The following is a 10,415-nucleotide window of genomic DNA, read 5'->3' as shown; positions in this document are numbered from 1 at the left end:
CCATCGGCTTGTCGAGCGAGCCGCTGTTGAACGGACCGGGCTCAGGCTTGTCGACCCGGGCCGCCGCAACCGGGACAGCGGGACGGGGAGCTGGCACCGCGACGCGGGATTCGGTCTCGACCGGCTCGGGCGCGGCCGAGGCCACCTGAATGGCGCCCTGGTTCTGCACTGCCGTGGCCGGCTTGGTGTCCGGTGCGGCCTCGGCGACATCGACGTCGGCCGACGAGGTCGGACGTTCGGCGATCGCCGCGACGGTGCGACGGGTCGCGCCCTTTTCGAGATTCTCGGCCAGCAGGTTGCGCATGGTGGCGTCGCGCGAACTGCCGCTGCGGCCGCCGAGCACGACGCCGACCAGGAAGCGGTTGCCGCGGTGCATCGAGGTGACGAGATTGAAACCCGACGCGCGCGTATAGCCGGTCTTGATGCCGTCGACGCCTTCGACGCTGCCGAGCAGGCGATTGTGATTCCGGATCGCGTTACCGCGGTAGGTAAAGACACTGGTCTGGAAGTAGCGATAGTAGCGCGGGAAGCGATCCTGGATGGCGCGGCCGAGGATCGACTGGTCGCGGGCGGTGGTGACCTGGTCGTCGTTCGGCAGGCCCGAGGCGTTGCGATAGACGGTGCGCGACATGCCGAGCGCGCGGGCCTTGCGGGTCATCATCCGGGCGAAATCGGTTTCGCTGCCGCCGACCGCCTCGGCGATCACCACGGCGGCGTCGTTGGCCGAGCGGGTGACGAGGCCCTTAATGGCGTCTTCAACCCGCAGCGTCTGGCCGGGACGAAGGCCGAGCTTGGTCGGAGCCTGGGACGAGGCGTGTTCCGAGACTTCCATTTCGCTGTCGAGCGACATCTTGCCTGCTTCGAGACGCTCGAACAGCAGGTAGAGTGTCATGATCTTGGTGAGAGAGGCGGGGTGGCGCAGCGCGTCCGGATTGGTCGCGGTGAGGGTGGCGCCGGTATTGCCGTCGACGATGATCGACGCGAAGGCGGGGTTGTAGCTGCTGCGTTCGACGTGATGCCGGGAGTGGCGGTGTTTCCGCCGGGCGTCGGCCGTGTCGGTGGTGGCGACGACCGCGACCGAGAGCGTGGCCAGGCCGAGTACGCAAGCTCGCAGGACCCGCGAGCTGACATGGATGTTGCGGTGCATGAACGTCCCCGTCCGATCTTTCATCAATCACCGGGCCGTGAGGCGAAATTATGCCCACCACGGCGGCAGTGCTGTCCGGTTCGGCCTTAAGTTCAGCCGCGGCAGCCCGACCCATTTGCCGAGACGATTGGTCGAGATTAAGCGGCTGAGCTGACGCGGCTTTTTCTCAAGGGCGCGAACAATCAGAGGCAGAGGTTAGGAGAGCCGCGTTTCCAAAAGGTTAAGCATCCGTTGCGGTGATCACCTGGATTTGGCTCGATTCGCGCCGGCGTGGACAGGGTTTACCCGCTTCGCCGCTGCACTGCAGCATGATTGTGCCGGCGAACCTTCGATTCAGGTGGGCAAAATAATACCGCTCCGGTGTACCGGAGCGGTCGGGTGGGGGAACCGGGGGAGGACCGAGACGGCTCGCCTACTTGGCGATGCGCAGCTTGGAGAGCGAGCTACCGATCTGGGCAAACGCGCTGGTGATGCCCGAGGCGGTTGTGGTGGAGTAGAAATTGCCGCTGTCGGCGCAGTATTTGAGAATCGCCGATTCCGGGTCGCCGGTGGTGTTGACCTGGATGGTGTAGATCACGGTCCGCGATGTGTTGGTGGCCGACGCGCGGATGTTATCGCACAGCAGCTTCTGCCGGGCGTCGATCTGGCCGTTGTATTGAACGTTGCCGTTTCCATAGGACGGCCACCGGTCCTGTGTATTCAGGCCGTCCGACAGCAGGATGATCGCGTCAGTGTACTTGTAGTTCGCATCCTTGGCCGGGGTATTGAGCGGGGCGTCGGTCTGCAGCGATAGCCAGGCCCACGCCAGACCGATCGGCTGGTTTGTGCCGCCGTTTGCCGTTAGTGCATCGATCTTATTCTTGATCGATGTCGCATCGCTCGCAGCGAACACCGAGGTCATTGGCATGATCTGCGGGGGGCAGATGTCGCTGCCGTTCTGGTAGTAGCCAGCCGCGGGGAACCGGGTTGCGGCGCTGGTCGGCAGAGTCTTTGTGGTGTCGTAGTCTTGGTCGCGGTCGGTGACGCAACCGCTCCACTTGCTGGTGTTGTAGGACGTCCACGTCCGGCCGGCGGCCTGACAGTCTGTCTTCGTCGCATAGCTGTTTCTGCTGCAGACACCGCCCGTATCAGGCCAAAGATCCCATTTCAGCCAAGTCGCGCTTTTGTTGCTGGAGCCGACATTCACCATCTTGGCGAACGGCACCATAGAAATATAGACGTCGTCGGCCGTCTGGGCGCTGGCGCGCAGGGTATCGACGAGATTTTTGGCAGCCGTCTTCATCGCCGGAAGCTTGTCGTCGTAGTCCATCGATCCGGTGACATCGAGCGCCATCGCGACGCGCAGCCGGGTGCCGCCCCAGGTCGCGGTTGCGGTGCTGCCGATGCCGAGTGCCGGGAAGCCGAACAGATTCATGAAGGCGGTGTCGACTGAACCGTCGCCCTTGAGCAGCACGGTCGAGGAGCCGGAACTGTCCTTTGCGGTGTAGGTGGCGGAGACGTTGATGCTACGCGCTTCGGTGTTGGTATAGAGGCTGCTGAAATACGACTGCGCCTTCGCCGCCACCTGGCCCGCCGTGATGGCGCCGGAGGAAATGTCCTTGGCCAACATCAGCGCGGCCGAATCCAGCGCCGCCTGCATCGCCGTGCGCGCCTTGTTGGCACGCGAATAGTCGATCGCCGCGCCGACGAAGCCGAGAATCGGCACCAGCGCGATGGCGAAGATGATGGCGACGTTGCCGTTCGTCGAACGAGCAAAGCGCCTTGCGACGCTTCCCGACGAGACGACATTGAATTGCGGCGACATGGGCACCCGGACCTGTGGAATTCACCGGGATGTTCGGGGGCGGACGCTGAACGTCCGGTAAAGTCGACCAGATAAACTCGCTAAACTGCGAGCTAAATGCCCGCGAGCTGGCCCGCAGGGTAAATGCGGAGCTAGCGCAACCGCGGAAATCGCGGAGGACTTCGCAATCGAGCCTTAATGTTCCGCGGCGGCCGGCCGCGTGGAGTTTGGACGACCTCCGGAATCTCCCCGCTTGCGGCGAAACGTCGATCGACCCATATTTGCGGTACCCGGTCCTGCGTCGGACCGGACCGCCGGGGTGGCGGAAAGCCGGAGCTGAATCGTCGATCACAGTTTGTGCGCGTTGCGGTTCCGGTGGGATGAGTTCCGTGGGGATTCGAATACCTGAGCCATGCTGCAACCAGATCCATCTTCTGAATCCGCTGCCGTGTCCGCATGGCCTTCTGACCGGCCTTCGACGCGCTTGAGCTTCGCGACGCGCCTGACGCCCCCGCACGCGGTCGCGGCGACGCCGACTTCACAGCCGGTCACCGCGATGGCGGGCGACAGCGGCCGGTCCGGTAATCCGACGACCTCGGTCATCACCAAGGTCAAGCCGAAGACCAAGCGCCCGAACCTGTACCGCGTGCTGATCCTGAACGATGACTACACGCCGATGGAATTCGTCGTGCACGTGCTGGAGAAGTTCTTCCAGATGGACGTCGAGGCCGCCACCAAGGTGATGCTGCACGTTCACCATCACGGCATCGGCGAGTGCGGGGTTTTCACTTACGAGATCGCCGAGACCAAGGTGACGCAGGTGATGGACTTCGCCCGCAAGCACCAGCACCCGCTGCAATGCGTGATGGAGAAGAAGTAGGGGGAATGAGATCGCCGCACGTGGACGGCTCTAAACTCGGAACGGCTCTTGCATCGCTCATCACGGCGGGCTTTCCCGGGCTCGCTCGGTGTGCGGCTCGACGAAGAGAGGAACGGGTCTTTCGTCGACGGGTTGTGACACTATATGTCGAAAGGTTGTTGTTGCGCGACGTGGCAGCGGCGATCATGATGAGCGGGGGACACAGAGGACGAGATGCCGACATTTTCGCAAAGCCTTGAACAATCCCTGCACCGCGCGCTCGCCATCGCCAACGAGCGACATCACCAATACGCGACGCTCGAGCACCTGTTGCTCTCGCTGGTCGATGACTCCGACGCCGCGGCGGTGATGCGCGCCTGCAGCGTCGATCTCGACAAGCTGCGCGCCAGCCTCGTCAACTACCTGGAAACCGAATTCGAGAACCTCGTCACCGACGGTTCCGAAGACGCCAAGCCGACCGCCGGCTTCCAGCGCGTGATCCAGCGCGCGGTGATCCACGTGCAGTCGTCGGGCCGCGAAGAAGTGACCGGCGCCAACGTGCTGATCGCGATCTTCGCCGAGCGCGAGAGTCATGCCGCGTACTTCCTGCAGGAGCAGGACATGACGCGCTACGACGCCGTCAACTACATCAGCCACGGCATTGCCAAGCGCCCCGGCGTTTCCGAAGCACGCCCAGTGCGCGGCGTCGACGAGGAGACCGAAACCAAGGGTGGCGAGGACTCCAAGAAGAAGGGCGACGCGCTCGAGACCTACTGCGTCAACCTCAACAAGAAGGCGCGCGACGGCAAGATCGATCCGGTGATCGGACGCAATTCCGAGATCAACCGTGCGATCCAGGTGCTGTGCCGCCGGCAGAAGAACAACCCGCTGTTCGTCGGCGAAGCCGGCGTCGGCAAGACCGCGATCGCCGAAGGTCTGGCGAAGCGTATCGTCGACTCTGAGGTCCCCGAGGTGCTGGCCGCCGCCACCGTGTTCTCGCTCGACATGGGCACGCTGCTGGCCGGCACGCGCTATCGCGGTGATTTCGAAGAACGCCTCAAGCAGGTGCTGAAGGAGCTCGAGGCGCACCCGAACGCGATCTTGTTCATCGACGAGATCCACACCGTGATCGGTGCCGGCGCGACCTCAGGCGGCGCGATGGATGCCTCGAATTTGCTCAAGCCTGCTCTGGCTTCGGGCAGCATCCGCTGCATGGGCTCGACGACCTACAAGGAGTACCGTCAGCACTTCGAGAAGGACCGTGCGCTGGTGCGGCGCTTCCAGAAGATCGACGTCAACGAGCCGACCGTCGAGGACGCCATCGCGATCCTCAAGGGCCTCAAGCCGTACTTCGAGGACTATCACAAGCTGAAGTACACCAACGAGGCGATCGAGTCGGCCGTCGAGCTGTCGTCGCGCTATATCCACGACCGCAAGCTCCCGGACAAGGCAATCGACGTGATCGACGAGTCGGGCGCGGCGCAGATGCTGCTGGCCGAGAACAAGCGCAAGAAGACGATCGGCATCAAGGAGATCGAAGCCACGGTCGCGACCATGGCGCGGATCCCACCGAAGAGCGTGTCGAAGGATGACGCCGAGGTGCTCAAGCATCTCGAAACGACCCTCAAGCGCGTGGTGTTCGGTCAGGACAAGGCGATCGAATCGCTGTCGGCCTCGATCAAGCTGGCGCGTGCCGGCCTGCGCGAGCCCGAGAAGCCGATCGGCTGCTATCTGTTCTCGGGCCCGACCGGCGTCGGCAAGACCGAGGTGGCGAAGCAGCTCGCTTCAACGCTCGGCGTCGAGCTGCTGCGCTTCGACATGTCGGAGTACATGGAGCGGCACACCGTGTCGCGTCTGATCGGCGCGCCTCCCGGCTATGTCGGCTTCGACCAGGGCGGTCTGCTCACCGACGGCGTCGATCAGCATCCGCATTGCGTGGTGCTGCTCGACGAAATCGAGAAGGCGCATCCGGATCTGTACAACGTGCTGCTGCAGATCATGGATCACGGCCGGCTCACCGATCACAACGGCAAGCAGGTCAACTTCCGCAACGTCATCCTGATCATGACCACCAATGCGGGCGCGGCGGATCTCGCCAAGCAGGCGTTCGGCTTCACCCGTAACAAGCGGGAAGGCGACGACCACGAGGCGATCAACCGGCAGTTCGCGCCGGAATTCCGCAACCGTCTCGATGCCATCGTCTCGTTCGCGCATCTCAATGCCGACGTCATCGGCATGGTGGTGGAGAAGTTCGTGCTGCAGCTCGAAGCGCAGCTCGCCGATCGCGACGTTACGATCGAGCTGACCGACGAGGCCAAGGCCTGGCTGGTGCAGCACGGCTACGACGAGCAGATGGGCGCGCGGCCGATGTCCCGCGTGATCCAGGAGCACATCAAGAAGCCGCTGGCCGACGAGGTGCTGTTCGGTCAGCTCAAGGGCGGCGGCCACGTCAAGGTCGTGCTGGTCAAGGACGAAGCGGTCGCCGGCGTCGAGCTGGAGAAGATCGCCTTCGAATTCCTCGACGGCCCGGTCACCCCGAAGCCGGAAGACCTGCCGGGCGCCAAAAAGCGCGGCGCTTCCCGCAAGGCCAAGCCCCGCGCCAAGGACCGGGTCGAAGAGGCCTGATCGCGGCAAGCGCGTGATGAGTTAGCAAAGGCCGGCGAGCGATCGCCGGCCTTTTTGTTCCAACTACGGGGCTTCGGGTGCAGCCGGCCACCGAACGCTGCTCGAGCCGCCCCACACCCTCTCGCTATCACGCGTATCCCGTGCCCCGGACAAGGCGCAGCCGCCGCTCGGCGGATGCGCCGCAGATCCGGGGCCCCCGGTTTTGATCAGGCTCGCCGCATCTCGGCGCGAAGGGGTCTTGGCAGCGCCGAACCGGGGTCCCGGATCTGCGGCGCGCGCTGCGCGCGGTGCCTTGTCCGGGACACGGGGGAGACTGCTCTGCGTTTGGCTAGCTCGGCTGCGCGCTTCGCCTGCAAGCAGGGGGATAGTTCGACGAGTAGGATAGGTGTTAGTTCGCTGTTGCCGGCGGTGCGGGTGATCGAGGTTCCGCGGGTGCCGGTGACGAAGAGGGTGGGACAGGCGGCGGCAGTTCCGGTGGCACGGCGGGTTGCGCAGGTGCGGGCGCTGCTGTCTCGGGCGATGTAGCAGCGGACGGCGGTGCGACCGCCGCCGGCGCCCGCAACGTCTCGCCCGCCGACGGGATCATGGCCCAGCCGTAGGCCTTGAGCTTTCCGCGGCCGAGCGGCAGCACCATCGTGCCGTAGACGGGAGCGACGTCGCCGAGCGCGGCGCGATAGGGCGGCGGCAGGTCGTCAGTACGGGGGAATTCGTCGGTGGTCCACACCACCAGCGTGCCCGACTGCTTCAGCCGCTGCGCCGTGATCCACGGGCTTTTCGTCAGATCCGCGTCGATGAACACCGACGGCCGCGGTGACGCGTACAGCGCGACAAAGCCGGCCTGGCGGGCGCTGCCGGTGACAATGGCGAGTGGCCGGGTGGTGCGGCTCTTCCACACCGCCTGCATGGCGTTCGACAGCGCGCGGGCGGGATACAGCTCGGTCGGCAGCGGGCCGTTGCCATAGGCGCGGCTGTAGATCGAGCCGATCGCCACGAACGGCGCGCCGACCAGCACCAGCAGCCATACCACCACCGCGAGCCGCGGCGCGCGCAGCACGAATGTCGGTGGCAGCAGCATCAGCAGTGCCAAACCCGACAGCGCCGCCAGCGCGCTGCCGGTGCTCGTGCCGATGCTGAACCAGCCGAACAGGCTGCCGAGCGCGATCAGCAGCGACGGTCCGAACGCGCTCGCGAGGATCAGCGATCGGTCGAAGCCGCTGGGGCGCTCGAAGGTCAGCTCGGCCGGTTCGCCTTGCAGTGGCAGCCGGGGCAGGGCGGCGACTACCGCGAGAACGATCAGGCCGAGATGCAGGCCAATTTGTCCGGATAGAAAGCCGAACGCCGCGCCGAGCCGCGCGCCGATTTCGTGTGGTGCGGGGTCAGCCTGCGCCAGCCACAGCAGATGCGGCGTCAGCACCGCGACGGCGATCGCAGCCGCAAGTACCGGCCCCGGGGTCAGCAGGTGCCGCCGGCCCCCGGGTGTCAGCAGCAGGTGCGCGGCAAGCACCAGCATCAGCGCGAAGCCGGCGTGCTCGGCATTGCCGAGCAGCCCGCAGACCAGACCCAGCCAAATCCAAGGCGCGCGCCTCGTGCCCAGCACCGCGCGCCGATACAGTGCGACGGCCGCAACGCTCAGCGGTAGCGCCGCGATCGCCGGGTCAAAGCCCAGCACTTCGGCGCCGAAGCAACCGATCATGATGGTCAGCGCGACCGCCAGCGTCGCGCCGCTGCGGCCGAGCATCGCCGCGCCGAGCCGCCACAGCAGCAGCAGCGTTGCCAGCGCCGAGCCGATCGACAGCACGATCTGCGATCCGGTCCAGCCGCCGGTCAGCAGCCCCGCGAGCTGCGTCAGCCACGGCGCCAGTGGCGGATCGCGCCACGGCCCGGTCGGCCATTCGTGGGCGCGCAGCGCCATTTCGTAGCCGATGGCCGGCAAGCTTGGAAAACTGAACGCCGCGACGAACCACAGCCCGCCATAGATTCCGAGGATCCACAGCAGCATCCGCCGCGGCTCGTTGCGCAGGATGTCCAGCACGGCATCGCAAGCCCGCAACGCCACCCCCGGCGCGGCGATGGGCGCGGCAGGCCGCGTGACGGCGGCCGGCGCTGGGCGTTGCAACGGCTTGGCCGGAGCTTTCGGGGGCGGTGCAGGGCGAGGCGGGGGCGCAGGCGTCTTTGCAGCGGTCGCGGCGGTGTCACGAGCCGGCGCCGCCGGCGGCGCGGCAGCGGCCGGCGGAACGCCGTCTTCAGCCTCCGCAGCCGGCTCCGCCGCAACGGGCTTCGCCGGCTGGGGCTTGCCGTGATGCTTCTTCTTCGGCCGCCGGGTCTTGGGCTGCTTGCGCTTGATGGCCGTCGTCCTCTGCACACCGGCGCCGCCGCCGCGGGCCGGATCGTGGATCAGGACCGACCTTGTAGTGCATCCGGACGGCGAGGCAATTGCCGGAAAGGCGACTTGCCCGGGACAAAAACGGCCGCGGCAACACGCCGCCCTTACGCCTCGCCCAGCAGGACCTTGATCTTGCGTTGCAGCTCGCGCTTCTTCTTCTCGCTCTTGCGCAGCTGCTCGGCGAGTTCGGAGTTGTCCCCGGTTCTGAACGCCAGGCCGGCGACATTGCCGCGCCGCCAGACCACAGTGGACGGGTAGGTGCGCGCCTTGCGCGGGATCGTCAGCGCGATCTGCGCGGGGAGACCGGCGGCGCTGCCGAACTCGATCGTGGCGCCGGTCTCCGACAGGTTGCGCACGACACAGTCGCGCGTCGCACCACGCTCGCTGACCGTCGCGACGCCGCCAAACACCACCTTGTCACGCCGCTGCTTGCGTCGATCGTCCATTGCCGTCTCCAAACCGTTTGGTCGCAAGTGTAGGCCGCGCACGCCGCCGGAAAAGGATTACTCCGCATTAACCTGAATCGAACGCACGTTTTGGAGGCCGATCTGCCGCTAGTTGGACTGTCGGCTCTGACGAAAGTCGCGCGGCGACAGGCCGTAGCGCTCGCGGAACACGCGGCCGAAATGCGACAGGTCGTTGAAGCCCCACGCAAAGGCGATCTCGCCGATCTGGCGACGTGCCTGCTGCGGCGAGGCGAGATCGCGCGCACAACGCTCCAGCCGCTGCGCCAGCACATAGCGCTGGAATGAGGTCGCGTCGTCGGCAAACAGATCGCTGACATAGCGCGGCGAAATCCCCAGCGCGGCCGCGGCGCCGGCGGCGGATAGATCCGGGTCGTGCAACCGGCCCTGGATGTGGACCTTCAGGCGATGCAACATCGCGGAGCGATGCGAGGTTGCAGCTCCCATCGTGCCGATACGATCGGCGATCGCCATCGCCACCAGGTCGACGGCCTGTTCGGTGAGCCGGTTCGCCGTATCGTTGTCGACGCGATCGGCAAGCTGACAGATCGATGCGATGAAATCGTAAGCGAGCTTGTCGAGCGGACGCTCGGACGAGAACACGGTGGCGGTCAGGTCCTCGGTCCGGACCCGGCGACTGATCAGGTCGCGGGGGACCTGCAGGATCCGCTGCGAGAAGTCTCCGTCGAATTGCAATTCGTATGGACGCGTCGTGTCGTAGAAGGCGAATTCGCCCGGACGAATGACGGCTTCTCGGCCATCCTGCGTGACGCCGCCGTGGCCGGTGGTGCCGAGCGCGAACAGCACCGACTCCTCCTGTGCACGTGCGATCCGTGCGGGGGTGCGCGAGACCCGCTGGGCGCAGGACGCCACGGTCGAACTCAGTGCCCGGCCAAGCGCGCCGCGCGACACCCAGCCGTGAAACTCACCGCTGCGCGCATCGGATTTGCAGTCGAGCTGCACATAGACGTCGCAGATGATGTCGCGCCACAGCGACAGGCGCTTGTGAGGTGGAGCATCACTCGCCGTGAACCGGGTCGACATCGTTGTCTCTCCCTGTGCGGTCGATCCGCTGCGAAACCGAGTCGAGTTTTTCTTCCGTCCTGGACGAGTATCGTCGTCAGCGCCTCAATAAGATGCACGGATCGAATTCG

Annotated in this window: 7 protein-coding genes; 2 read left to right on the top strand and 5 right to left on the bottom strand. The window is 65.7% G+C overall.

The window, feature by feature from the left end; genetic code table 11:
• Both IP86_RS21395 and IP86_RS21390 read right to left on the bottom strand, forming a co-directional pair.
• On the bottom strand, window positions 1-1,147 hold a 1,147-nt coding region (locus tag IP86_RS21395; RefSeq protein ID WP_054164455.1), incomplete at its 3' end, for a D-alanyl-D-alanine carboxypeptidase family protein.
• 412 nt (window positions 1,148-1,559) lie between these two features.
• Complete coding sequence (locus IP86_RS21390; protein WP_054164454.1) at window positions 1,560-2,951, bottom strand: pilus assembly protein; 1,392 nt, start codon at window positions 2,949-2,951, stop codon at window positions 1,560-1,562.
• Between the two features lie 535 nt (window positions 2,952-3,486).
• Between IP86_RS21390 and clpS the strand changes: the two genes are divergently transcribed.
• Complete coding sequence (gene clpS / locus IP86_RS21385; protein WP_054164456.1) at window positions 3,487-3,810, top strand: ATP-dependent Clp protease adapter ClpS; 324 nt, start codon at window positions 3,487-3,489, stop codon at window positions 3,808-3,810.
• A gap of 213 nt (window positions 3,811-4,023) precedes the next feature.
• Window positions 4,024-6,414 (top strand): ATP-dependent Clp protease ATP-binding subunit ClpA, encoded by a 2,391-nt coding sequence (gene clpA / locus IP86_RS21380; protein WP_054164453.1) that lies wholly within the window; start codon window positions 4,024-4,026, stop codon window positions 6,412-6,414.
• 388 nt (window positions 6,415-6,802) lie between these two features.
• On the opposite strand, the gene IP86_RS21375 is transcribed toward clpA, so the two are convergent.
• The 3 genes from IP86_RS21375 to IP86_RS21365 all read right to left on the bottom strand — a co-directional run bounded on the left by IP86_RS21375 (window position 6,803) and on the right by IP86_RS21365 (window position 10,305).
• Window positions 6,803-8,776: a glycosyltransferase family 39 protein gene (locus IP86_RS21375; protein WP_283804789.1), complete on the bottom strand. Its 1,974-nt coding sequence runs from the start codon at window positions 8,774-8,776 to the stop codon at window positions 6,803-6,805.
• Between the two features lie 125 nt (window positions 8,777-8,901).
• Window positions 8,902-9,243, bottom strand: a complete 342-nt coding sequence (locus IP86_RS21370; protein ID WP_054164452.1) for a PilZ domain-containing protein — start codon at window positions 9,241-9,243, stop codon at window positions 8,902-8,904.
• Between the two features lie 108 nt (window positions 9,244-9,351).
• Window positions 9,352-10,305 carry an AraC-like ligand-binding domain-containing protein gene (locus tag IP86_RS21365; RefSeq protein ID WP_054164451.1) on the bottom strand — a complete coding sequence of 318 codons (954 nt, stop codon included), beginning with the start codon at window positions 10,303-10,305 and terminating at the stop codon, window positions 9,352-9,354.
• Window positions 10,306-10,415: the final 110 nt, after the last annotated feature.

The sequence above is a fragment of the Rhodopseudomonas sp. AAP120 genome (assembly GCF_001295845.1).
Classification (GTDB): Bacteria; Pseudomonadota; Alphaproteobacteria; order Rhizobiales; family Xanthobacteraceae; genus Rhodopseudomonas.
The sequence above is the reverse complement of the archived record's forward strand: the minus strand, read 5'-3'. Positions and strand labels throughout refer to the sequence as shown.